This window comes from Erythrobacter sp. QSSC1-22B (genome assembly GCF_001678665.1).
Taxonomy (GTDB): domain Bacteria; phylum Pseudomonadota; class Alphaproteobacteria; order Sphingomonadales; family Sphingomonadaceae; genus Qipengyuania.
Genome location: NZ_LZRP01000007.1, coordinates 120,871 through 143,850, shown reverse-complemented (window position 1 = coordinate 143,850; position 22,980 = coordinate 120,871). Strand labels below are relative to the sequence as shown.

The 22,980-nt window shown below is 65.9% G+C and carries 18 protein-coding genes and 2 tRNA genes; 12 read left to right on the top strand and 8 right to left on the bottom strand.

Annotation, left to right across the window (positions count from 1 at the left end; translation table 11 throughout):
* Positions 1-68: 68 nt before the first annotated feature.
* Positions 69-1,037 carry a nitronate monooxygenase family protein gene (locus A9995_RS12650; protein ID WP_067613539.1) on the top strand — a complete coding sequence of 323 codons (969 nt, stop codon included), beginning with the start codon at positions 69-71 and terminating at the stop codon, positions 1,035-1,037.
* Here A9995_RS12650 and A9995_RS12645 read toward each other — a convergent pair.
* Positions 1,034-1,519 carry a flavodoxin family protein gene (locus A9995_RS12645; protein ID WP_067613673.1) on the bottom strand — a complete coding sequence of 162 codons (486 nt, stop codon included), beginning with the start codon at positions 1,517-1,519 and terminating at the stop codon, positions 1,034-1,036. The genes A9995_RS12650 and A9995_RS12645 overlap by 4 nt on opposite strands.
* An 80-nt stretch (positions 1,520-1,599) precedes the next feature.
* Between A9995_RS12645 and recJ the strand changes: the two genes are divergently transcribed.
* The 10 genes from recJ (at position 1,600) to phoB (ending at position 11,056) form a co-directional block, all read left to right on the top strand.
* Positions 1,600-3,402, top strand: a complete 1,803-nt coding sequence (gene recJ / locus A9995_RS12640; protein WP_067613537.1) for a single-stranded-DNA-specific exonuclease RecJ — start codon at positions 1,600-1,602, stop codon at positions 3,400-3,402.
* Between the two features lie 90 nt (positions 3,403-3,492).
* Positions 3,493-3,568: transfer RNA gene (locus tag A9995_RS12635), tRNA-Glu, on the top strand.
* Positions 3,569-3,623: 55 nt separating this feature from the next.
* A tRNA-Glu gene (locus A9995_RS12630) sits at positions 3,624-3,698 on the top strand.
* A gap of 78 nt (positions 3,699-3,776) precedes the next feature.
* A complete protein-coding gene (locus tag A9995_RS12625; RefSeq protein WP_067613535.1) occupies positions 3,777-4,979 on the top strand; it encodes a cell wall metabolism sensor histidine kinase WalK in 1,203 nt (400 codons plus the stop codon).
* Positions 4,980-5,144: 165 nt separating this feature from the next.
* Positions 5,145-6,188, top strand: a complete 1,044-nt coding sequence (locus tag A9995_RS12620; RefSeq protein WP_067613533.1) for a substrate-binding domain-containing protein — start codon at positions 5,145-5,147, stop codon at positions 6,186-6,188.
* A 14-nt stretch (positions 6,189-6,202) separates the two neighbouring features.
* On the top strand, positions 6,203-7,588 hold the full coding sequence (pstC, locus tag A9995_RS12615) for a phosphate ABC transporter permease subunit PstC (RefSeq protein ID WP_067613531.1): 1,386 nt from the start codon (positions 6,203-6,205) through the stop codon (positions 7,586-7,588).
* Positions 7,581-8,831 carry a phosphate ABC transporter permease PstA gene (pstA, locus tag A9995_RS12610; protein ID WP_067613529.1) on the top strand — a complete coding sequence of 417 codons (1,251 nt, stop codon included), beginning with the start codon at positions 7,581-7,583 and terminating at the stop codon, positions 8,829-8,831. Before pstC ends, pstA begins: the two co-directional genes overlap by 8 nt.
* Positions 8,832-8,869: 38 nt before the next feature.
* On the top strand, positions 8,870-9,616 hold the full coding sequence (gene pstB / locus A9995_RS12605; protein WP_067613671.1) for a phosphate ABC transporter ATP-binding protein PstB: 747 nt from the start codon (positions 8,870-8,872) through the stop codon (positions 9,614-9,616).
* A 14-nt stretch (positions 9,617-9,630) separates the two neighbouring features.
* Entirely contained in the window at positions 9,631-10,299 is a 669-nt protein-coding gene (gene phoU / locus A9995_RS12600) for a phosphate signaling complex protein PhoU (protein WP_067613527.1), read from the top strand.
* Positions 10,300-10,366: 67 nt separating this feature from the next.
* The gene (gene phoB / locus A9995_RS12595) at positions 10,367-11,056 is read left to right on the top strand and encodes a phosphate regulon transcriptional regulator PhoB (protein WP_067613525.1); all 690 of its coding nucleotides are present in this window, start codon (positions 10,367-10,369) and stop codon (positions 11,054-11,056) included.
* Positions 11,057-11,074: 18 nt separating this feature from the next.
* On the opposite strand, the gene A9995_RS12590 is transcribed toward phoB, so the two are convergent.
* The 6 genes from A9995_RS12590 to A9995_RS12565 all read right to left on the bottom strand — a co-directional run bounded on the left by A9995_RS12590 (position 11,075) and on the right by A9995_RS12565 (position 20,619).
* Positions 11,075-11,821, bottom strand: coding sequence for an extensin family protein (locus A9995_RS12590; RefSeq protein WP_082992705.1), 747 nt, complete (start codon positions 11,819-11,821; stop codon positions 11,075-11,077).
* Between the two features lie 2 nt (positions 11,822-11,823).
* The gene (locus A9995_RS12585; RefSeq protein WP_067613520.1) at positions 11,824-15,462 is read right to left on the bottom strand and encodes an error-prone DNA polymerase; all 3,639 of its coding nucleotides are present in this window, start codon (positions 15,460-15,462) and stop codon (positions 11,824-11,826) included.
* Positions 15,463-15,472: 10 nt separating this feature from the next.
* A complete protein-coding gene (locus A9995_RS12580) occupies positions 15,473-16,951 on the bottom strand; it encodes a UdgX family uracil-DNA binding protein (RefSeq protein WP_067613518.1) in 1,479 nt (492 codons plus the stop codon).
* Positions 16,948-18,192, bottom strand: a complete 1,245-nt coding sequence (locus tag A9995_RS12575) for a putative DNA modification/repair radical SAM protein (RefSeq protein ID WP_067613516.1) — start codon at positions 18,190-18,192, stop codon at positions 16,948-16,950. The genes A9995_RS12580 and A9995_RS12575 overlap by 4 nt, the downstream gene beginning before the upstream one ends.
* A gap of 49 nt (positions 18,193-18,241) precedes the next feature.
* Positions 18,242-19,747 carry a DNA polymerase Y family protein gene (locus A9995_RS12570; protein ID WP_082992704.1) on the bottom strand — a complete coding sequence of 502 codons (1,506 nt, stop codon included), beginning with the start codon at positions 19,745-19,747 and terminating at the stop codon, positions 18,242-18,244.
* A 68-nt stretch (positions 19,748-19,815) separates the two neighbouring features.
* Positions 19,816-20,619: a hypothetical protein gene (locus tag A9995_RS12565; protein WP_233998209.1), complete on the bottom strand. Its 804-nt coding sequence runs from the start codon at positions 20,617-20,619 to the stop codon at positions 19,816-19,818.
* A 144-nt stretch (positions 20,620-20,763) separates the two neighbouring features.
* On the opposite strand from A9995_RS12565, the gene A9995_RS12560 reads away from it, so the two are divergent.
* A complete protein-coding gene (locus A9995_RS12560) occupies positions 20,764-21,249 on the top strand; it encodes a pyridoxamine 5'-phosphate oxidase family protein (protein ID WP_067613514.1) in 486 nt (161 codons plus the stop codon).
* Between the two features lie 62 nt (positions 21,250-21,311).
* On the opposite strand, the gene A9995_RS12555 is transcribed toward A9995_RS12560, so the two are convergent.
* Positions 21,312-22,898 (bottom strand): amino acid permease, encoded by a 1,587-nt coding sequence (locus A9995_RS12555; RefSeq protein WP_067613512.1) that lies wholly within the window; start codon positions 22,896-22,898, stop codon positions 21,312-21,314.
* Positions 22,899-22,980 lie beyond the last annotated feature (82 nt).

Sequence of the window (22,980 nt, the reverse complement as noted above, 5' to 3'; positions counted from 1 at the left end):
ATCTCGACAGCGTGCGGCTCGCTTCGTAAGCCCACCTTCGAAAACGTCACAAGACGAGAGGAACACCCATGCCCCTGCCCGCCCCCTTCGACAGATTGCGCCTCCCGGTGATCGGCTCGCCGCTGTTCATCGTCTCGGGTCCCGAGTTGGTGATTGCGCAATGCAAGGCGGGTATCATCGGCAGCTTCCCCGCGCTCAACGCCAGGCCGCAGTCCGAACTCGACGAATGGCTCCACCGCATCACCGAGGAGCTGGCGGCGCACAATCGCGACCATCCCGATCGCCCCGCCGCGCCCTATGCGGTCAACCAGATCGTTCACAAATCCAACGACCGGCTCGATGCCGATATGGCAACCTGCGCCAAATGGCAGGTGCCGCTGGTGATCACCTCGCTCGGCGCGCGCGAGGAGGTCTTCTCCGCGGTCAAGGGCTGGGGCGGGATCTCGATGCACGATGTCATCAACAACCGCTTCGCACACAAGGCGATCGACAAGGGCGCGACCGGGCTGATCCCGGTGGCGGCGGGCGCCGGCGGCCATGCCGGCACGCTCAGCCCCTTCGCGCTTATGCAGGAAATCCGCGAATGGTTCGACGGGCTGGTCGCGCTCTCGGGCTCGATCGCGCATGGCCGTTCGATCCTCGCGGCGCAGGCGCTGGGGGCGGATTTCGCCTATATCGGCTCGCCCTGGATCGCGACCGAGGAAGCCAATGCTGATGCCGGTTACAAGGATGGCATCGTCGAGGCCGATGCCGATGGCATCGTCTACACCAACCTGTTCACCGGGGTTCACGGCAATTACCTGCGTTCGAGCATCGAGGCCGCCGGGCTCGACCCCGAGGCGTTGCCGACCAGCGATCCCAGCAAGATGAATTTCGGCAGCGGTGGCAACACCAAGGTCAAGGCCTGGAAGGACATCTGGGGTTCGGGCCAGGGAGTCGGCTCGGTCAAATCGGTGGGTCCGGTGGCCGACATGGTCGATCGCTTCGAACGTGAGTACGAGGCGGCCAAGACCGCGCTGACCGCGGCGACCGCCTAGAAGATACCCTGCGCCAGCCCTTCGCCAAGCGCGGCGCCGAGTTCGCGGGCTTCGTCGAGCCGCGCTTGCGGGACGGTTTTGGGGGCGAGGATCTCCTCGGGAGTCTGCGCTTCGGTGTTGACGATCACCGGCTCGGCAACGCGCTTCAGGCGCCAGCCTTGCGCGATCCGGTCGAGCTGGCGCTGCGCCCCCTCCCCGTCGGAACCGGCGGCGATCAGCGTGGCGAAGGGCCGCCCCTCGATCCGCCCGAGCACGGGGTAATAGCAGCGGTCGAACATTTCCTTCATCTCGCCGCTCATGCTGGCGAGGTTCTCGGGACAGACAAACAGATAACCCTGCGCATCGAGCAGATGCTCTGGCTCGACCTCGTGCGCCTTCATCAGCACCGCACGGTCCTCTGCCCCCTCCTTTGCAGCCTGCGCCAGCGCCTCGCTGGTGCCGGTCCGGCTGTGCCAGACGATGAGAAGCGCGGGTGTCGACATGGGCGCGAGCATCGCCTGCGCCAACGAATTGTCAACACGCGCGGCTTTGCCTGAAGCTCGGGCCGGGATAGGATGATGCCATGGCCAGCAACATCGCAAACACCCCTGCCGCAAATCACGTCTTCGGCGTCTCGCACTCGCTCTCGGGGCGCGGCTGGCGCTGGCGGCGCGGCAATATGGAGATGACCGAGGGCGCGATCCCGCTCGATCGCGACATCGTCACCCAATTGTTGCTGGCACGCGGGGTCGAGGAAAGCGATCTGGAACGCCATCGCAATCCGACCCTACGCGCCTTCCTGCCCGATCCCAGCGGCTTCAACGATATGGATGCCGCCGCCGACCGCATAGCGCAGGCGGTCCTGAGCGGCGAGAAGGTCACCGTCTATGGCGATTACGATGTCGATGGCGCGACCAGCTCGGCGCTGCTGATCCGGTTGCTGCGCGACCTCGGGCATCACGCCGATTACTATATCCCCGACCGGTTGCTCGAGGGCTACGGCCCTTCTGGCGAGGCGCTGGTCCGGCTGGGCGAGGCGGGGAGCAGCCTGATCGTCACCGTCGATTGTGGCGCCATGGCGCATGAAGCGCTGCAACAGGCGCATGACGCGGGGATCGATGTCATCGTCGTCGATCACCACAAATGCTCGCCCGATCTCCCGCGCACCGTGGCGCTGGTCAATCCCAACCGCCTCGACGAGGACGACGAGGCCGCCTCGCACGGCCATCTCGCCGCGGTCGGCGTCGCATTCCTGCTCGCCATCGCGCTGGTGCGGGTGTTGCGGACCCGCGACTATTTCGCCACCCGTCCCGAACCCGATCTGTTCGCGCTGCTCGATCTGGTGGCGCTGGGCACGGTCGCAGACGTCGCGGCGCTGCATGGGCTCAACCGCGCCTTCGTGGCACAGGGGCTCAAGGTGATGGCAAAGCGGCAGAACATCGGCATGGCGGCACTGATCGACGCCAGCCGGTTGAAGCGCGCGCCCGCCTGCAGCGATCTCGGCTTCGCGCTCGGCCCCAGGATCAACGCCGGCGGGCGGGTCGGCGAATCGACGCTCGGTGTGCGCCTGCTCACCACCGAGAATCCCGCCGAGGCCCAGGCGATCGCCGCGCAGCTTTCCGAACTCAACGAGGATCGCCGCACGATCGAAGCCACAGTCCAGGAAGAAGCCGAAGCGCAGCTTGCCGGGCAGCACAACCGGGCGGTGGCGGTGATCGCGGGCGCGGGCTGGCACCCCGGGGTGATCGGCATCGTCGCCGGAAGGATCAAGGAAGCGAGCGGCAAGCCCTCGCTGGTGATCGCGCTCGACGAGGCAACCGGGCTCGGCAAGGGCTCGGGGCGTTCGATCAGCGGGGTCGATCTGGGCGCCGCGATCATCGAAGCGCGCCAGCAGGGTTTGCTGATCGCGGGCGGCGGTCATGCGATGGCGGCGGGGTTGACCGTCGCCGCCGACCGAATCGAGGATCTGGCCGCCTGGCTCGACGAGCGTTTGTCGACGCAGGTCGCACGCGCCACCGCCAGCCAGACGACGCTGCTCGATCTCTCGGTCGCCGCCGGGGGCCTGACCCCCGAGCTGGTCGAATCGCTCGAAATCGCCGGACCTTATGGCGTCGGCTGGCCGGGACCCCGGATCGCAGTCGGACCGGTCCGCCTGATCAAATGCGATGTCGTCGGCACCGGTCATGTCCGGATCGTCGCTTCGGGCGGCGACGGGCGCAGTTTCAAGGCGATCGGGTTTCGCATGGCGGAAAGCGATCTGGGCCAGACGCTGCTCCACGGCGCGAACGGGCGCCGGCTGTGGCTGGCGGGCCGCGCCAAGATCGACGATTGGGGTTCGCGTCGCCAGGCCGAGCTGCATCTCGAGGACGCCGCCTGGGCCGATTAAGCGACGCCACCGCCCCAGCCCGTCTGAGGCAGTCGCAGGACTTGACGGGTTGCCCGCACGACCGTAGATGGCCCGCCACGCCACCGATGTGGCCCCTTCGTCTAGCGGTCTAGGACGCGGCCCTTTCACGGCTGAAACACGGGTTCGATTCCCGTAGGGGTCACCACGGTGGCGTTTCTCGTTTGGTACCCGAACCCCGACGACCGGGGTGACGGTCGGACGGCCCCTTCGTCTAGCGGTTAGGACGCGGCCCTCTCACGGCTGAAACACGGGTTCGATTCCCGTAGGGGTCACCAACCACCTGCAGCGCTCCCGGAAACGATCTCCGCCCGGCTTGGCAAGTCGGTCACGCCGCGGCTAAGGCCCGCATCGCCATGAGCGCTCGTTCTCTTCCCCTTCCCGGTCTAACGCTGGCATTCGTCTGCTGCGTGGTCTTGCCGCTGACGGGCGTGGCGCCGCTGGTGGCGCTGTCGGTGTTCCTGATCTGGGTCGGAACGCTTTGGCTAAGCGTCGGTTCACCGCCCCCGCCAGCCGAGAGGGTCGCGCCTTCCGCGCTCACCACCGACCGCATGGGGGAATTGTTCGAAAGTGCCGACACCCCGTTGCTGGTCACCCGCCGCAACCGCGTGATCATCGCCAACCGCGCCGCGCGCAATGTCTTCGGCGCGCATATTCTCGAACAGGATATTCGCATCTCGTTGCGCTACCCCGATGCCGTTCAGCTCATCGATTCGGACCAGAGCGGTTCGGTAACGGTTCGCGGACTTACCAGCGTGCGGGATATCTGGCGGATCAACACCAAGCAGCTCGATGGCGGAATGGGCGTCTACGAGTTCATCAACAAGACCGCCGAAGCCGACATCAGCCGCGCGCACACCGATTTCGTCGCCAACGCCAGCCACGAACTGCGTACCCCGCTGGCCTCGATCATCGGCTATGTCGAAACCCTTCAGGACGACGCGAGTGCGCTCGATCACGCAACCTCGCGCAAGTTCCTCGATACGATCCACCGCGAGGCGCAGCGGCTCCAGTATCTGGTCAGCGATCTGATGTCGCTGTCGCGGATCGAGGCCGAAAAGCACGATCGTCCGACCGAGATCGTCGATTTCGGACCGCTGGTCGCGCGCGCCGCGCACGAAGGCGCCGGCCCCGACCGGGCCGACCGGCTAGACCTCGCGATCGAGGGCGAATTCCGCATCCTCGGCGATGTGCCGCAACTCGAACAGCTGGTGCGCAACCTGGTCGACAATGCGCTCAAATATGGCGATCCGGCGCAACCGGTGACCGTCAGGGTTCACCCCTCTGGCAAGCGCCGCGTCCGGCTGGTGGTGCGCGACCGTGGTGAAGGAATCGCGGCGGAACACATTCCGCACCTCACCCGGCGATTCTATCGCACCGATCCCGGGCGCAGCCGAGCCTCTGGCGGCACCGGGCTCGGTCTCGCCATCGTCAAGCACATCGTCGAGCGCCACATGGCCAAGCTCGATATCGCCAGCGAACTGGGCTCAGGCACCACCGTTACGATCCGGTTTCCTATCGTGCGCTCCGACAAGGGCGAGGGCCGAGACGAGGATTGAACGGACAATCGCGCTCTGCTCGCTTTACGGCCCTGATGGCGCTAGAGCGCCCGACAGAATCGGTGGCTTCGAGAGCACAAAAAAGACAAGTCATGCTTTTGTCGCGAACACGTAACAATTCCTCGCTTTCGCGCGGGCATACCACCGTTTGAAGGAAATTCCGGGATGCGTAAGACCAAAGCAGCTTTAGTCGCCACGATTTTTGCCGTGGCCCTGACCTCTTGCGGCGATGCCGGGGGCGGCGGATCGCGCGACTGGGTGCGTTCGGTCGGTTCCTCGACGGTGTTTCCCTTTGCCAAGACGGTGGCCGAATCGCTGGCGCGCTCCAACTCGGGCATCAAGTCGCCGATTATCGAATCGACCGGCACCGGTGGCGGTATCCAACTGTTCTGTCAGGGCGTCGGCCCTGACACCCCCGACGTCGCCAATGCTTCGCGGCGCATGAAGCCGGGTGAATTCGCCGGCTGCCAGAGCAATGGCGTAACCGAGATCATGGAGATGCAGGTCGGGCTCGACGGCATTGCATTCGGCTCGGCCAATGGTGGCATCATGATGGATCTGACCCCCGCGATCGTATACGAAGCGATTGCCGCCAATCCCTATGGCGAAGAGCAGACCAACGAGACCTGGTCCGATATCGATCCCTCGCTCCCGGATGTCCCTATTCTGGTCTATGGCCCACCCTCGACCTCGGGCACCCGCGATGCGCTCAAGGAGCTGATCCTCGAGGTCGGTTGCAAGACCGATCCGGCGATGGAAGCGCTCGAGGACAGCGACAAGGAGGCATACTCCCGCACCTGCACCGAACTGCGGTCAGACGGAGCTTACGTCGACCAGGGCGAGCAGGACAATCTGATCGTCCAGAAGATCGAGAACAATCCGCGCGCTATCGGCATCTTCGGTTATTCCTATCTCGAGGAAAACGCCAACAAGGTGCAGGGTCTCCCGGTCAACGGGGTTGCCCCGACCTATGAGAACATCACCAGCTTCGCCTATCCCGGCGCGCGCCCGATGTTCATTTACGTAAAGAAGGCCCATCTCGCGGCCATCCCGGGGCTCAAGGAGTATTTGCTCGAGTGGACGCGCAATTGGGACAAGGACGGTGCACTGGCGCGGATCGGCCTTGTGCCCTCGCCCGATGAAGTGAAGGCCCAGAGTCTGCGCGTGGCGACCGAATACACCACTCTCGACGGCTCCGAGCTCGAATAGGTCGCACCCAGCGCATGTCGCCTGCCATTCTCTTCCTCCTCGCGCTAGGGCTCGCGCTGGCCGGCTGGCTGGCCGCCCGCGCCCGCGCGTGGAGCTTTCGCACCGCCGAGCCCGGTGTGCGGATGGCCGCGCGGCCGACCTATCACGCATGGTATGTCGCGCTGTGGATCGCGCTGCCGATGCTGCTGTTCGGAGTGCTCTGGACGATCCTGGCGCCAAATCTGGTCAACCAGGCCGTGCTCGCCAGTCCCGAGGCGGCAAGCCTGCCCGCCTTCGGCTTCCAGCGCGACACCATTCTCTCCGAGGCACGCAACGTCGCCAGCGGCGCATCGAGCGCAGTGTTCAATCCCAAGGCGCAGGCGCTGGTCGAACCGTTCCGCGAGGCCATGACGCGCTACGCCTGGATCGGCATTGCGGTCAGCCTGGTGCTTGCCTTCCTGGGCGGGGCCTGGTCGTTCCTCAAGCTCAAGCCCGATTTCCGCGCCCGCACCCGGGTCGAGCGGATCGTGATGGCGATCCTGTTGCTCGCTTCTCTGATCGCGGTCCTCACCACGATCGGGATCGTGGTCAGCCTGGTGTTCGAAACCATCCGCTTCTTCGGGATGGTCAATCCGCTCGATTTCCTGTTCGGCCTTCACTGGGGCCCGGATCCGATGAGCAGCGCCGAAAATCCGGATTCCTCGCGCTACGGAGCGGTGCCGCTGTTCTGGGGCACGATCTTCATCGGCGCGATCATCGCCATGATCGTCGCGATACCGCTGGGTCTGATGAGCGCGATCTATCTCACCCAATACGCCGCACCCTCGATGCGCCGCTGGGTGAAACCCGCGCTCGAGATCCTCGCGGGCGTGCCGACGGTCGTCTATGGCTATTTCGCCGCGCTCACCATCGCGCCCTCGATCCGCGACATCGCGCTGTTTTTCGGCGCCTCCAATCCTTCCAGCGAAAGCGCGCTGGCGGCGGGTCTGGTGATGGGGGTGATGATCATCCCCTTTGTCAGCTCGATGGCCGACGACAGCATCGCCGCGGTGCCCAGCGCGATGCGCGATGGCAGCCTGGCGATGGGTGCCACGAAGTCCGAAACGATCCGCAAGGTGTTGGTCCCTGCTGCCCTGCCCGGCATCGTCGCGGGTGTGATGCTGGCTGTCAGCCGGGCGATCGGCGAGACCATGATCGTCGTTATGGCCGCTTCCACCGCAGCCAATCTCTCCGCCAACCCCCTCGAGGCAATGACCACCGTGACGGTGCAGATCGTCGCCATGCTGACGGGCGAAGGCAGTTTTGATCATCCCGCGACGCTCAGCGCCTTTGCGCTCGGCTTCGTCCTGTTCCTGGTTACGCTGGCGCTCAATTTCATTGCGCTGCGCGTCGTCAAGAGGTTCCGCGAAGCCTATGACTGATCGCACCCTCCCCACCCGGACCGCGGTTTTCGAAAAGCGGCTCAAGCAACGCTATGCTTCGGAGCGGCGATTCAAGGCTTTGGGCCTGGGCGCCATCCTGTTCTCGGTGCTGGTGCTGGCCTTTCTGCTGGTGACCATGACGATCAACGGGATCGGCGGATTCCAGCGCGCCGAGCTTGCGGTCCCGATCGATTTTACCGAGACCGGAATCACGGGCGGCTCGCTGCCCGCGGATGAAGGCGCTGCCATCCAGAGCCTGGGTGCACAGGACCTGCAGTCGGTGGTCGAATTCTATGCCGGCGAAGCGCTCGGCGAAGAGGCCGCGGGGCAACTAGACAGCGATGCCTGGCGCGAAGTGGCCGAAGCGATCGTCGCGGATGAAAGCATTCTGCGAGGAACTTCGACCTTCGAACTCCCGGCCAGCTCCAACCTCGCCGCGGGCTATGCCGGCGAAGGCTCGCCAGAGATGCGCCAACTGGCTGCTGAGCTGAGCGAACGCGGGGTGCTCGCCAAGAATTTCGACCCCGGGTTCCTGCTGCGCGCAGATGCCACCAATCCCCAGCAAGTCGGCATCTGGGGGGCGCTCAAGGGTTCGATCCTGACGATGCTGGTCACGCTCGCGCTGGCCTTCCCGATCGGCGTCCTCTCGGCGCTCTATCTGGAGGAATACGCACCGCGCAATCGCTGGACCGATGTGATCGAGGTCTCGATCAACAACCTGGCTGCGGTACCCTCGATCATCTTCGGCCTGCTCGGGCTGGCGGTGTTCCTGTGGATATTTCCCAATCTGCGCTCTGCACCGCTGATCGGCGGCATGACACTGGCACTGATGACCATGCCGGTCATCGTCATCGCCGGGCGCAACGCGATCAAGGCAGTCCCGCCCAGCATCCGCGACGGCGCGCTGGCGATTGGCGCCTCGCCTGTCCAGGTCGTGTTCCACCACGTCCTCCCGCTGGCGCTGCCGGGCATCCTCACCGGCACGATCATCGGTATGGCGCGCGCGCTGGGCGAAACTGCACCGCTGCTGATGATCGGCATGCGCGCTTTCATCGCCACCCCGCCCGACGGCTTCACCTCGCCTGCCACCGTCCTGCCGGTGCAGATCTTCCTGTGGTCCGATGAAATCAACCTTGGCTTCGTTGAACGCACCAGCGCCGCCATTATCGTGCTATTGCTGTTCCTCCTGCTGATGAACGGCCTCGCTATTTACCTGCGCAACAAATTCGAGAAAAGCTGGTGACTGTAATCCACGACAACCTCGAGGCCACCGAGGCCAAGATGCGCGCGCGCGACGTGAACGTCTATTATGGCGACAAGCAAGCCATCGATTCGGTCTCGATCGATATCCCGCAGAAATACGTCACTGCCTTCATCGGTCCCTCGGGCTGTGGCAAATCGACCTTCCTGCGTTCGCTCAACCGGATGAACGACACGATCGCCTCGGCGCGGGTCGAGGGGACCATCGAACTCGACGGCGAGGACATCTACAAATCGGGGATGGACGTGGTGCAATTGCGCGCCCGCGTCGGGATGGTGTTCCAGAAGCCCAACCCGTTCCCCAAGTCGATCTACGACAACATCGCCTACGGCCCCAAGATCCATGGCTTCGCCGAGGACAAGGACGATCTCGATGCCATCGTCGAGCGCTCGCTGGTCCGCGCCGGACTGTGGAACGAGGTCAAGGACCGCCTGGCCGACAGCGGGACCGCGCTTTCGGGTGGCCAGCAGCAGCGATTGTGCATCGCCCGCGCAATCGCGGTGGATCCCGAAGTGATCCTCATGGACGAGCCGTGTTCGGCGCTCGATCCGATTGCGACCGCAAAAATCGAGGAACTGATCGACGATCTCGCGGGTCGTTATGCTATCGTCATCGTTACCCACTCGATGCAGCAGGCCGCTCGTGTCTCGCAAAGGACTGCTTTCTTCCATCTGGGCAAGGTGGTGGAGTATGGCCGCACATCCGACATTTTCACCAACCCCCTTGAAGAGCGCACCAAGGATTACATCACCGGGCGCTACGGCTAGGACCGCCATTGAATATGCAACACACCGTCAAGGCCTTCGATGAAGACATTACCAGACTGCGTGGCCTGATCGCGGAGATGGGCGGACTTGCGGAAGTCGCCGTCCAGGACGCCATCGAAGCGCTGGTGCGCGGCGACGACGAGCTGGCCATGCGCGTGGTCAAGGGCGATCGGAAGATCGATGAGCTGGAAAGCGAAGTCGACAAGCTGGCGGTGCGGATCATTGCGCTGCGCGCGCCGATGGCGGACGATCTGCGCGAAGTCATCGCCGCGCTCAAGATCGCCGGAGTGATCGAGCGGATCGGCGATTATTCCAAGAACATCGCCAAGGCGAGCCGCGAGATCGGCCCCGATCGCAAGAAATACGAACCGCTGACGCTGCTCCCGGCAATGGCCGAGCTGACCTCGGAAATGGTCCACGACGTGCTGACCGCCTATGCGGCGCGCGACCCGGAGCTCGCCAAGGAAGTGATCGCGGCCGACGACAAGGTCGATGCCTTCTACAATTCGATCTTCCGCAATCTGGTCAGCCACATGGTCGAGAACCCGTCCTCGATCAGCAGCGCGGCGCAATTGCTGTTCGTCGCGCGCAATCTCGAGCGGATCGGCGACCATGCGACCAATGTTGCCGAAATGGTGCATTATGCCGCCACCGGCGTTTATGCGCCCGATATCGACATCTGACACATTACTGTAGCTTGAGCGTCATATCGCGATCCCAGTACCTTTCAACCGACGTCAGGGTCATGGTGTGAACGCGGCAAGTCTCCTTCTGGTCGAAGACGATCCGGCATTGCTGGAACTTCTCGAATACCGTTTCAACAACGAGGGCTATCGGGTTCGCACCACCGCCGATGGCGACGAGGCGCTGATTCTTGCCTCCGAGGAAACGCCGGATCTGGTCATCCTCGACTGGATGATCGAGGGCACCAGTGGGATTGAGGTCTGTCGCCGGCTGCGGCGTGACAAGGCGACCGCCCATGTCCCGATCATCATGCTGACCGCGCGCGAGGCCGAGGACGACCGCATCCGCGGGCTCGACACCGGCGCCGACGATTACATCACCAAGCCCTTCAGCCCGCGCGAACTGCTCGCCCGCGTCGCGGCGGTGATGCGCCGGATCCGCCCCGCGCTCGCCGGCGAGACGATCGAAGTCGGCGACATCACGCTCGATCCGGTGGCGCACAAGGTCTCGCGCCGAGGCCAGACGCTCCAGCTCGGTCCCACCGAATACCGGCTGCTCAAATTCTTCATGGAAAGCCCAGGCCGGGTGTTCAGCCGCAGCCAGCTGCTCGACGGCGTCTGGGGTACGGGCAGCGATATCGAATTGCGCACCGTCGATGTGCACATCCGGCGGCTGCGCAAGGCGCTCGAGGTTCGGGGCTCCAAGGATCCCGTGCGCACCGTCCGCTCGGCCGGCTACGCCTTTGAGGCGGTCTGACGGCCCAAAGCTGAGCCGCTAACGGCACAATCCCGACCATCGCGGCGACATGTCGAGATGGAAATGGTCGGCATGCGCCGCGTTGTAGTCTGGCGAGAGCACGGTGGCGAAGCTGTCGCAGGCGCCGTCGCGCACCCGGCGCAGGAAGGCGCCCTTGTCGCCCCCATCTTCGCCCTCATCGTCCCAGTCGCCCAGCACGCTGATCCGCGTCCCGTCGGCCAGCACGAAGCCCGCGATATCCACCGCATTGCCAGTGGCGTGCTCGCTCCAGTCGCCCTCGCCGCGTCCGTAGAGACGACGGCAGGAAAAGGCACCAAGATGCTCGATCCGCTCGATTTCGCTGTCGAAGATTTCCTCGGCGAGCGGTTCGATGGCGTTGCGGCGCCACAGTTCGAGCGCGATCGCGACCCCGCAGGTGGTCGGTGGCGGGTTGGGAGTGAGCGGGAATTCGTCGAGCCGCGTCCGGTCGGGGCGCGCGCATTCGCCCTCGCCCTGGGCATCGAGGACGCTGTGCGCGATTTCGGAGCGTTCGAGCACCGCGCGGCATTCGGGGATATCGTCGCGCAGCGCGGCGAGCTTGGTCGCGGTGGCCATGCCCGGCGGATCGTTGAGGTCGAGCGGTGCCCAGGGGCTGTGCTGGGGGTTTTCGGCCAGCCAGCCGCGCCCGCCGACCAGAATGGCGACGAGCAGCAGCAGGCCGATCACCCGCCGGTCGCCGGTGAGCCTGCCTACGCGCGTGGAAATACGAAACGGTTTTTTCGTCATGCTCAGTGAAAGTCGCGGGATTTGGGAATGATCCTGACATCGCGCGGATGACCGGGCGATTGCGGATCGTGCCAGCCACACCCGCGATTGCCGGGCGGTGGCTCCTGCCATGGTTCGACGGGGGTGTAGGGTGGCGCCCCGCCTTCGCGCTCCGCCCCGGTATTTGGCCCCGTACCAGACCCGGTACCGGGCGCGATCAGCCTTCCGGGCAGTGGCGAGGATACGTGATCCGCGCGCGCCACCGGCGAGTCGAGCAGATCGTCCGAGAGGCGGTAGAGGTCGTGGCTGGCATCGGTCATGTGCTGGGCGATGACATGGATCACCTCATCGTCATACTCCACCCGCCCGCGGACCTCCATCAGCCGCGCGCCCATCACCACCCGGCGCTGCTTCTCCTTGAGATCGGGCCAGACGACGAGGTTGATCACCCCGGTCTCGTCCTCGAGCGTGATGAAGCACACCCCCTTGGCCGATCCCGGTCGCTGGCGGATCAGCACCACGCCTGCGACCTGGACCATGCTGCGAAACTTGCGCGCGCGCAGGTCGCAGGCGCGCACGAAACCGCGGTCACCCAGCGAGGCGCGCAGAAAGGCCAGCGGATGCGCCTTGAGGCTCAACCGGGTGGTCTGGTAGTCGGCGACGACCTCCTCGGAGAGCGGCATATGCGGGAGCTGCGTGGCGACGCGCTCGGCGCCCTCGTCGCGCGCCGCGGCGGCGGCGAACAGCGGCAGATCCTCGCCCCCCACCAGGCTGCGCGCATCCCACAGCGCCTGACGCCGCGAAAGCGCCATCGAGCCGAAGCAATCGGCGCTGGCAAGCCGCTCGACATGCGCCGGCGACAGCCGCGCCCGGTCGCGCAGAGCGCGGACATCGACATAGGGCCCGTTGACGTCACGCTGCGCGATCAATCTTGCCGCCACGGCCTCGGGCAGACCATCGACCTGGCGCAGGCCGAGGCGGAGGGCGAGCGGGCGATCTTGGGATTTTTGGTCTCCGGCCTCCTCCAGCGTGCAATCCCACTGCGAGAAATTCACATCCGCCGGCAGCACCTCAACCCCGTGGTCGCGCGCGTCGCGGACGATCTGCGCGGGCGCGTAGAAGCCCATCGGTTGCGAGTTCAGCAGCGCGCAACCGAAGGCTGCGGGGAAGTGGCACTTGAGCCAGCTCGAGACATATACCAGATGCGCAAAACTGGCGGCATGGCTTTCGGGAAAGCCGTATTCGCCAAAGCCGCGGATCTGGTTGAAGCAGCGCTGCGCGAAGTCGCGGTCGTAGCCGCGGTTCACCATCCGCTCGACCATCATATCCTGCAATTCGTCGACCATGCCGCGGCTGCGGAAGGTCGCCATCGCCTTGCGCAGGCGGTTGGCCTCCGTGCCGGAGAAGCGCGCCGCATCCAGCGCGATCTTCATCGCCTGCTCCTGGAAGATCGGCACCCCCAGCGTGCGCTCGAGAATGCTCGAGAGCTCGTCGGGTGGGCCATGCTGCGGCGACGGCGCGGGGATCACCACCTGCTCGGCGCCGCGGCGGCGCTTGAGATAGGGGTGGACCATGTCGCCCTGGATCGGCCCGGGGCGGACGATCGCGACCTGGATAACGAGATCGTAGAACTCGCGCGGGCGCAGCCGGGGAAGCATGTTCATCTGCGCGCGGCTTTCCACCTGGAACACGCCCAGCGAATCGCCCTTGCGCAGCATCGCGTAGGTCTCGGGGTCCTCGCGCGGGACGGTGGCCAGCGTCAGCGCACGGCCGTGGTGATCCTCGAGCAGGTCGAGGCATTTACGGATACAGGTCAGCATGCCGAGCGCCAGCACATCGACCTTGAGGATCCCCAGCGCCTCGATATCGTCCTTGTCCCATTCGATGAAGCTGCGCGCGGGCATCGCACCATTGCCGATCGGGACGGTCTCGGTCAGCGGTCCTTCGGTGAGGATGAACCCGCCGACATGCTGCGACAAATGGCGTGGCATGCCAATCATTTGCTCGGTCAGCTTGAGAACCCGTCGGAGGTGCGGATCGGTGATATCCATCCCGGTTTCCTGCGCGTGGCGTTCGCTGATCTCGCGCCCCCACCCGCCCCAGACGGTCTTGGCCAGCGCCGCGGTGACATCCTCGGTCAGCCCCATCGCCTTGCCGACCTCGCGGATCGCCATGCGCGGGCGGTAGTGGATCACCGTGGCGCACAGCCCCGCGCGGTGGCGGCCGTATTTGCGATAGATGTACTGGATCACCTCCTCGCGCCGCTCATGCTCGAAATCGACATCGATATCGGGCGGCTCCTTGCGCTCCTCGGAGATGAAGCGGTCGAACAGCAGCGCGTGCTTAGCCGGATCGACGCTGGTGATACCGATGCAATAGCAGACCGCAGAGTTGGCGGCGCTGCCGCGCCCCTGGCACAGGATCGGCGGATCCTGAGCGCGGGCGAAATCGACGATGTCCTTGATGGTGAGGAAATAGCGGGCAAGGCCGAGCTTGCCGATCAGTGCGAGTTCGCGCTCCAGTGTCTCGCGGACGGCATCGGGAAGGCCCGCCCCCATCTCGTCCACTGGGTAGCGCCAGGCGGCGCCCTTCCACGTCTCGGCCTCGAGAAACGCCTGTGGCGTCATGCCGTCGGGATGGATCTCCTCGGGATATTCATAGGCGAGCTCGTCGAGGCTGAAACGGCAGCGATCCGCCACTTCGCGGGTCGCGGCGATGGCATGAGGCCAGCGCGCGAACAGATGCACCATGGTCGCAGGCGGCTTGAGATAGCGCTCGGCATTGGCGGCCAGCAAATGGCCCGCCGCCGCCACCGTGGTCTTGTGCCGGATCGCCGTCATCACATCCTGCAGCGGCCGCCGTGCAGGCATGTGGTAATGGACGTCGTTGGTCGCGAGGATCGACAGGCCACTGGCGCGCGCCAGCGCATCGAGCCGTGCGATGCGGGCGGTATCGTCGCCGCGGTAGAGATAGGCGGCGGCAATATGGCGGAGCGTCGGGAGGAGGTGGACGAGTTGCGGGAGCAATTCGGCGAAGGGGCCGGTGAGCGAACTCCCCTCCCGCCTGCGGGAGGGATCGGGGGTGGGCCGGTCCTGAAGCTCGCTTTGCTCGCGCCCACGCCTAGCCCCTCCCGCAAGCGGGAGGGGGATGACGTTGCTCTCGACCGCTATCGTGAACTCTGCGTCCAGGTCATCCGGCGGTAGCAGGATCAGCTGCACATCCTTGCAGTGTCCTGCCAGCAGCGCGAGATCGATCTCGCAGGCTCCCTTGGCCTGCCATTCGCCTTCCAGCGTGCTCATCCGCCCGGCGCTGATCAGCCCGCACAGCCGGCCATAGGCGGCGCGATCCATCGGATAGGCGAGGAAGGCCAAGCCCTCGACGGTTTCCAAGCGACAGCCGATAAGTGGCTTTAATTTGAGCGTTTTTGCCTCGGTGTGCAGCCGCACCACCCCGGCCATCGAATTGGCATCGGCGATCCCGAGCGCGTCATAGCCCAGCGCCCGGGCAGTCGTGACCAGATCGACCGCATCGCTCGCCCCGCGCAGGAAGCTGAAACAGCTGGTGATCCCAAGCTCGACGAACTGCGCGCGCGGCGGCGCGTCGATCAGATCGGGATCGAGCTCGATCCGCCGCTTGTCGGGGGTGAGAGGCTGTTCGGGCATGGCGCCACTCTCACGCGCAAAGCTCGGTCAGCCGCGCCTTGACCGCGGCCAGATCGGCGTCGAACAGCGCCGCCTGCGTGGTCCGCGCCTCGCCGTCGAGCCGCAGCAAATAGGACGGATGCGCGGTGATCCACAATTCGCTGCCGTCCTCGAGCGCGAGCGGCGCGCCCCGCGCCTTGGAGATGCTCACCGTCTTGCCCAGCAACGCGCGCGCCGCGCTCGCCCCCATGGCGAGCACCAGCCGCGGGCGGACCACCGCGCGCTCGCCCTCGAGCCACCAGCGGCAGGTGTCGATCTCCTTGGCGCCGGGGTTCTGGTGCAGCCGGCTCTTGCCCCGCTGGACGTATTTGAAATGCTTGACCGCATTGGTGACATAGGCGCCGCCCCGGTCGATCCCGGCCTTCTCCAGATGCCGGTCGAGCAACTGCCCCGCAGGCCCGACGAAGGGGCGCCCGGCCAGATCCTCCTGATCGCCCGGCTGCTCGCCGACGATCATCAGCCCCGAAAACCCCTGCGTGGCGTCCTGCGGCCCCTCGCCCATCACCGCATGGTTCTCAAGCGCACCGATCGGACATTTGCGGCAGGCGTGGATCGCCGTGTCGATCGCCGCCAAAGTCTCGGGCCGCTCGGCGAATTCCAGCGCACCGGCATCGACCATCGCCGCCTCGCGCCGCTGCGCGCCAGCGATCAGCTCGGGGATGAGCGCGGCTTCGGGCATGTTCTTCCAGTATTTGCGCGGCATCTCCTTGAGCATCGCGCCGACCTTGAGCCGCGCCGGGTTGAAGATCGCGGCGTAATAGGTGCGCCACAGATCCTCCATCGGATCGCCCGCCGGCGCGTCGCCGCGCTGCGCAGGCGGCCCCTCGTGCATGACCGCGCCATCCCAATGCAGCGAACCCGCCGGGGTGAGGATCGACCAGCGCATATTGGCGAAGCGGCGCATGAAGAAACCGGCATTGGCGCGCAGGATATGATGCTCGGGCTCAAACCACGCGACGTAATGCTCGCTCGCCTCTCCTGCCTCGTCGCCCTCCCCGCTCTCGACCAACCGGAAGCGCACGAAGGCGTGCATCTTGTGGTTGTCGCGGCGCACCGCCTTGGCGAGCTCCTCGACCCGCCGGATGTCGGGATCGGCGCGGTCCTCCATGATCCGCGGGGTCGCCTGCAACCGCCACAGCAGGCGATAGAGCAACGCAAAGCGTTCCGGATCGCGGTGCAGCAGCGCGTTGCGGGCCAGCTGGACGAAGCGGCGGTTGGCGCGCACCGGCGGCGCATCCGCAGGCGCTACGGGGAGGCATTGCTGGCCCGCACCGCCTGCGGATGCAAACAGATCGCCGCTCCCGCCCGGCTCGACCCAGGCGATCCGCTCGGGCGGAACATCGCCCTGCACCAGCACCCGCGCCCGCTCGCGCCAGGCCTCGAAATCGTCGGGCTCGGCGAGCTGGACGAGAGTGCGGCTGCCGACGGCGAGATGCTGGAGCGCGGTCACGCCGCGAACAGCTCGAGCTGCTCGCGCCTGGGCGCCAGCAGCGCGCGCAGATCGGCGCGGTCGGTCAGCGTCACCGGGCGCCAGTCGACCGTGCAGATGAAGGGCCGCACCTTGGCGATCGAGACGGTGAGCTTGGCCACATCGTCGAGCCTGAGCGTGCGATGGCGGCGGCTCGCGACGATCCGATTGACCGCCTTGACCCCCAGCCCGGGCACGCGCAGCAATTGCTCGCGGCTCGCGCGGTTGACGTCGAGCGGGAAATTCTCGCGGAACTTCAGCGCCCAGGCCAGCTTGGGATCGATATCGAGCGGCAGATTGCCGTCGGCATCGGTCGCCTGCATCACCTCGGCGGGCTTGTAGCCATAGAAGCGCATCAGCCAGTCGGACTGGTAGAGCCTATGCTCGCGGATCAGCGGCGGACGGCTGAGCGGGAGCACCGCGCTGGCATCGGGGATCGGCGAGAAGGCCGAGTAATAGACCCGGCGCAGGCCGAAATTGTCATACAACCGGCTTGCCTTGGCGACGATATCGGCATCGCTTGCCTTGTCCGCACCGACGATCATCTGGGTCGACTGGCCCGCCGGTGCAAAGCGCGGGGCGTGGCGGAAGCGCTTGCGGGCATCCTTCGCCTCGACGAGGTCGGCCTTTACCTTGCCCATCGCACCTTCGATCTGGCGCGCATTCTTGTCGGGGGCCAGCCGGGTGAGGCCGGCATCGGTCGGCAGTTCGACATTGATCGAGACCCGATCGGCATAGAGCCCCGCCTGATGCGCCAGCTCGGCATCGGCTTCGGGGATGGTCTTGAGATGGATATAGCCACGAAAATCGTGTTCCACCCGCAGGATGCGGGCGACTTCTACGATCTGTTCCATGGTGTGGTTCGAACTTTTGACGATGCCCGAGGAGAGGAACAGCCCCTCGATGTAATTGCGTCGGTAGAAGGCCAGCGTCAGATCCACCACCTCCTGCGGGGTGAAGCGCGCACGCCGCACATTGCTGCTCTTGCGGTTGATGCAATAATGGCAGTCGAAGATGCAGTGGTTGGTGAGCAGGATCTTGAGCAGCGAGATGCAGCGCCCGTCGGGAGCATAGGCGTGGCAAATCCCCATCCTCTCGGTCGAGCCAAGCCCCTTGCCGCCGAGCGAATCTTTCTTGGCCGTCCCCGACGAGGCGCAGGAGGCATCGTATTTGGCCGCATCGGCCAGGATTGCGAGCTTCTCGAGTGGGGTTTGCGACGCCATCTGTTCTTTATATGTTCCCTTGGTGGTTTCGCCTAGCCCTTTCGTCAGCTCAAGCGCACAACCCCTGCAGATACCAGTCGGGCAAGCCGCCGCGGCCGTCGCCGACCAGGCCCTGGCGGTAGATCCAGTAACGCCGCCCTTCGCGGTCCTCGATGCGGTAATAATCGCGCAGCCGTGCCGCGCCGCGTTCGCGCCACCATTCGGGCGCGATCCGCTCGGGCCCCTCGACGCGCGCCACATCGTGGACGCCCCCGCGCCAGCGGAAGCGCTGGGGATAGCCGTCGGGGGTGGCGTAGAGCACCGCGATCCGCTCGGGCCGGTCGAGCAGCTTGAGCGGGCGCTGGTGGAAAGCCAGTTCGGCCTGCGCAGGCGCCTGGGCTGCGAGCGGCGGCTGCCAGCGCTGCGCGCGTTCTGGGATATGGCTGGGATGGAGCACCGGCCGGGTTACCGCGCCCTCGCCCAGCCGCACCGACAGCCGGTCGATGCACGCGGCAAGCGAAGTACCATGCTGCTCCGCCGCCGCTTCGAGATCCTGCTGCCCGAGCGCCAGCGGTTCGGCCCAGCTGGCGCGCAGCCGCAGCATCTCGATCCCGAAACCGGCATCGACATCGTTGAGCCTGGCTGCAAACAGCCGACAGATATGCGCCGGGTCGCGGGTCGCGGCGGCGAGCTCGAGACGGCGCACCATCACCTCGCCATCGACGCGCCACATCCCCAGTTCCAGTCGCCGCGCGCCCTGCGCCCTGCCCTCGAGCGCCCGCGCCATGTCTTCGCCCAGATCCTCCAAGACCCGGTCGAGCAGCGGGCGATGGCGGATCGGTTCGAGCAACCGGCGCTGCACCAGCGGCATTTGCTGCGGCACCACCGGCAGCAGCGGCTCGGGAACGCGGCCGAGCAATTGGTCGAGCCGGACCAGCGGATTGGCGGCGGGCGAGCGGCGGTTGCGGAAGCGCCGCTGGAGCGCATCGCGGCCGATGGTGGTGAGCTCGCCCAGCCGCTTGAGCCCGAGCCGCCGCAGCACGGTTAGTACATCGCTATCCAGCCGCAGCGCCGCGACCGGGAGTTCGGCGAGAAGCGCGGGCATATCCGCCTGATCCCGCTCAGCGGATGCAAGGATGCTGCGCTGGACACCGAAATGCGCCAGCGCCCAGGCGGCCCCGGCGGTCGGCGCGATCGCGGCGCGAATGGTCAGATGACGGCGCGCGAAAGCGGCGGCGACATCCTCGAGCAGCTGCGGCTCCCCGCCGAACAGATGCGCCACCGCGGTGACATCGACCAGCAGGCCGTCGGGGGGATCGAGCGCCGACCACGGCCCCCAGCGTATCGCCCATTCGGCGAGCTTCTCGAGCAGCGCGCGATCGCCGGCGGGGTCCGAGGGCGCGGTGCGTATCGCGGGGCACAGCGTGCGCGCATCGGCCAGCATCATGCCAGCCCGCGCGCCGGCCGCGCGACCCGCGGCATTGGCGGCCTCGATGCGGGGCCCGTGCGCGGTGTCGGCGATCAGTACGAGCGGCCCGTCCTCGACCTGCTCCTGCGCCGAGTGCCAGCGATCCATCGCCAGCGCGCCCAGCCAGATCGAGAGAATGCGGCGGGGCGGTGGCGAGGACGGCCCCTGCCTGCCGCTCACCGCCTCGCGGCGCGGGAGCGCCGCCGTTGCTGCAATCCGCCGGTCCAGTTGTAGTGCGGCGATTCGTCCTCGCCTTCGCCATCCGGGCCGCGCTTCCGCCCGGCGCACAATCGCCCGCCCTCCTCGCCCAGCAGCCAGGCGCCCGGCGGGTGGGCGCGGGCGCGAAACAGCTCGGCCTGCCACACGGGCGCGCCGGGCGCCTGCGCGTTCCAGACGGGCGCGGCTGACGGCGCGCACCCCACCTCCCAGCGCATCCGCGCCGAGCTGAGATCGCGTGCCGCCTCGAGCCTCACGAGATAGAGCGGGACGCCGTGCCGCTCCGCCGCCAGCGTCAGCCGGCGCGAGGCGGTGAAATCGAGCGCCCGCGGATTGCCCGAGACCTCGCCGATCACGAAGGCGATCTCGCGGCAGCGCACGCCCTCTTCGAGCGCGAACAGCGCATCCTCGGGCTTTTCGGCGAGCACGTGGATGACGCGGTGGCGCAGTTCTTCGGGCAGGCCTGCGCGATAGGGCCGCCCGGTCAGCCGCGCCGCCTCGCGGGTCTGCACCCAGAGTATCGCGCGGCAATCCTGCGTCTCGCGGGCCTCACCGCGCGGGGTGTGGCGCCAGTCGTCGAGCGCCAGCGCCAGCGCTGCCGCCGCACCCCCGGCGTGATTGGCAGAGGCGAAGACTTCACTATGCCAGACCGGCCCCGACTGCGCGGCAAGGCCGGGTTGCCAGCGAATGCTACGCCGAGCTGCCAGCGCGGCGACATCGCAGTTCTGCGAAAGCGTCTCGAGAGGCATGGTGGAACGATTCATCTGTTCCACTTATGTTCCGTCTGGTTCCGATTCGCAATCCCGGTGCCGCTTTCATCCCCGCCATCCCTGTCTCACTCTCAGGCCGCCGGGACCGAACGCTTTGTTCGATCATTGAAACACTGAACCATCCAACAGGAGACACGCATGAAATACGCAGCAGGCAATGCCGACGAACTCAAAACCAAGTTCTGGAAGTCGCTGGCCGATTCGCCTTTTCTCTTCCTCCAGCTCGACGGCCAGCCCGACACCGCGGTCCCGATGAGCCCACAGCTCGACAAGGACGCCAACAGCGCGGTCTGGTTCTTCACCCACACCAAGAGCCCGTTCCGCGCGCTTGGTCCGGCCACCGCGACCTTCAAGGGTAACGATCACGGTATCTATGCGCGCTTCGGGGGTACGCTGGTCGAAGAAACCAGTCGCGAACGCTTCGATCAGTTCTGGAACAATTTCGTCGAGGCCTGGTACGAAGGCGGCAAGACCGATCCCGACATCTTCTTCATGCGGATGGATCTGGGCAATGCCGAGATCTGGGACGGCGACATGGGGCTGCTCAACACCGCCAAGATGGCGCTGGGAATGGATGTCCATGACGAAGCCGAGGAGCAGCACGTCAAGCGCACGCCGCTCTGAGCCATCGAACCCTACCGCATCAAAGGGCCGTTCGCGAGAACGGCCCTTTTTCGTGCAGCGCCCTATGAGCGATCGAGTGAATCGACTCCGGGGATACCGGGTTCGACATCGGCATATTCGGGCTCGTGCACCTCGACGATGCCGCGGCCCAAATGGCTGTGCCGACGGCTGTAGCCCAGATAGACTACCAAGCCGATCAGCGACCAGACCGGCAACACCAGCATCGCCTCGGTGGGCAGGTTGAGAAACAGGAAGGCGCAACCGAAGATCGTCGCCGGTCCGACCAGCCACAACGCCGGGGTGCGGAAACCGCGCTTGCGCTCGGGGTCGCTACGGCGCAGCAGCATCACCGCCACCGCCACCATCAGGAAGGCGTAGAGCGTCCCGGCATTGGCGATATCGGCCAGCTGCCCCACGGGGAAGAACGCCGCACCCAGCGCCACGATCACTCCAGTGATCGCGGTAACCACATAGGGCGTGTTCCACTTGGGATGAACCTTGGACAGAACCTCGGGAAGCAGGCCATCGCGGCTCATCACGAAGAAGATGCGGGTCTGCGCGAACAGCAGCACCAGGATCACCGAAGGCAGCGCGAAGAATGCCGCGATCCCGAGCATGTTGCCGATTCCAGAGAAGCCGATCTGGCGCAGCACATGCGCCAGCGCCTCGTCCGAGCAAACCAGCGCAGCGGCGTGTTGTGGCATCGCGCATTGCAATGCGAGCTGCTCCGACCCTGCCGGGAAGGGAATGCCCCCCGGACCCATGATCGGCTGCCCGCCGATCGTGCCGATCGCGCCCGCCGTCACGAGGATATAGAAAACGGTGCAGAACAGCAGCGAGCCCACCAGACCGATCGGCACATTACGCTGCGGGTTCTTGGTTTCTTCCGCAGCGGTCGAGACCGCGTCGAAGCCGACATAGGCGAAGAAGATCGTCGCCGCCGCGCCGACCGCGCCGACCCCCGAACCAAAGCCGCCGAACACGCCCGCGGGCAGGAAAGGATTGAACTTGTCGGCGTCGAACTCGGGGCTGGTAAAGGTCAGCGCGATGAAGATCGTAAGCGCAGCAACCTTGATCATCACCAGTACCGCATTGACGCGCGCACTCTCATTGGTGCCGACCATCAGCAGCCAGGTGACCAACAGCGCGATTACCATAGCGGGCAGGTTGATGAACCCGCCCGGCTGCCCCCCCAGCGCCAGGGGGCCGGCTGCCAGCCAGCGCGGCAGCTCTATTCCGATGAATTCGTTCAAGATCGTCCCGGTGAAATACCCCGACCAGCCCACCGAAACCGCCGAAGCGGCAATGGCGTATTCGAGGATCAGCGCCCAGCCCACCGTCCAGGCGAGCATTTCGCCCATGGTAGCGTAGGAGTAGGTGTAGGCGGACCCGGCTACCGGTATCATCGAGGCGATCTCGGCATAACACAGCGCCGCCACGATGCAGACCAGCCCGGCGATCACGAAGGCGAGCATCAGCCCGGGACCGGCCTTCTGCGCTCCGGCCGAGGTCAGCACGAATATCCCCGTGCCGATGATGCAGCCGATCCCGAACAGCATCAGCTGTATCGGTCCCAGTGTGCGTTTGAGGGCCTTCTTCTTCGCCGTCGCGAGAATCGCGTCGAGCGGCTTTACCCTGTCCAGTAACATTGGCCGGAGACCCCCAGGCCCGCAGCGGAACGTTTCCGCCCTGCCAGCCTGCAACGCCGTGATTTAAGCTCTTTTTCGGGAC